2 protein-coding genes are annotated in these 1,879 nt (G+C 41.4%); both read left to right on the plus strand.

All coding sequences use genetic code 11. From position 1 onward, the window contains the following. Positions 1-777, plus strand: a 777-nt coding sequence (locus DW173_RS23580) for a PD-(D/E)XK nuclease domain-containing protein (protein ID WP_199722858.1), incomplete at its 5' end; no start/stop codon positions are given. Between the two features lie 252 nt (positions 778-1,029). Next, positions 1,030-1,879: AAA family ATPase (locus tag DW173_RS23585; RefSeq protein ID WP_158593294.1), on the plus strand; the 850-nt coding region annotated here is incomplete at its 3' end.

Raw genomic sequence — 1,879 nt, forward strand, 5'->3', positions numbered from 1 at the left:
GTAGAAGAAAACATCCGCGTGGATTACAACAAACTACGAATGTTGATCCGCAAGGACAAAGAATTTGCTCATGACGCCTCTACCATCCAGACATTGGTACAACAAGGATATGTCACCGGAGAACTAAAAACAGGTTTTCCAGCCGAAACAGTTGCAGAACCGGATAACTTTACCAGCCTATTATTCTATTTCGGAATGTTGACTATCAGCGGTACTTTAGAAGGAGAAACGAAGTTGACTATTCCCAATCAAGTAGTACGTGAACAATTGTACAGTTACTTATTAGATACCTACAACGAAGCGGACCTCCGCTTTGACAACTGGGAAAAAGGAAAACTGGCATCCGCTATGGCTTATCGTGGCGACTGGAAAGCCTACTTCGATTATATCGCCGAATGTCTGCACCGATATTCTTCCCAGAGAGACAAGCAAAAAGGAGAAGCATACGTACATGGATTTACGTTGGCTATGACCGCACAGAACCGTTTCTATCGCCCTATCTCCGAACAGGAGAATCAGGAAGGATATGCCGACATCTTCATGTTTCCATTACTGGATATATACAAAGACATGCTCCATTCCTACATTATCGAACTGAAGTATGCCAAAGGAAAGGATAGTGACGAAAAGGTAGAGCAACTCCGGCAAGAGGCTATCACACAAGCCAACCGCTATGCCGCTAGTGAAACGGTGCAAAAAGCAATCGGAACAACGACGCTGCACAAAATTATAGTTGTTTATCAAGGGATGAAAATGGTGGTGTGCGAAGAAGTTTAAAGTTCGTATATATTTTCATGTATTATAATAAAAGGCGACTCATTGCAACGAGCCGCTTTTTTTGTATTATCTATTTTTCTTCAGCTATCCACTTTTCAACATTACGGGTTTCCACACTAAAGAAGAGCAAATCCGCTTTCCCACTATAAGCAATAATGGCATTGAGACTACTAAAGATATTCTATCATTTATATAACTGCCATCCATCAATATTCATTTTTATTGTTACTTTTGTGAGAAAATGAAAGAGTTATGAACCAACCAGTAAAGCGCAAACGTATTCCGTACGGAATGATGAACTTTATCGATGTCCGCGAAGACGACTGTTATTACGTAGACAAAACGCATTATATCCCTCTCATAGAGAATGCGAACAAGTATTTCTTTTACATTCGTCCGCGAAGGTTCGGAAAGAGCTTAACGATCTCCATGCTCCACCATTATTATAACATATTAGAAGCGGACAAGTTTGAGAAATGGTATGGCGACCTGTACATAGGAAAACATCCCACTCCCGAACGAAATTCATATCTCATCATTTATCTAAACTTTGCCGTAGTTAATGCCGAATTAAATAGTTACCGGCAATCATTGGACGCACATTGCAACACTGAATTCAATTTCTTCTGCGATGTCTATGCGCAATATCTTCCCGAAGGGATAAAGGAAGAAATGAATAAGAAAAAGGGAGCCGTAGAACAACTGGATTATCTATATAAAGAATGTGTCAAGACCAATCAACAGATTTATCTGTTCATTGATGAATACGACCATTTTACAAATAAAATCTTATCAGAACCTGCCTGTCTGGAAGATTACAAGAGCGAGACACACGGAACCGGTTATCTGCGCAGCTTCTTCGATACGGTGAAAGCAGGCACGGACTCCACTATCAAACGTTGCTTCGTGACTGGTGTCAGCCCCGTCACGATGGACGATCTCACCAGCGGATTCAATATCGGCACCAATTATTCGCTCTCTCCGGAATTTAATGAAATGACCGGATTCAACGAAGAAGAGGTGCGCGCAATGCTGGATTATTATGCCACTACCTGCCAGTTTCACCACTCTACCGACGAGCTGATAGAAGCTATGAAACCTT

Origin of the sequence: Bacteroides sp. AM16-13, assembly GCF_003602705.1 — a bacterium.
Classification (GTDB): domain Bacteria; phylum Bacteroidota; class Bacteroidia; order Bacteroidales; family Bacteroidaceae; genus Bacteroides; species Bacteroides xylanisolvens.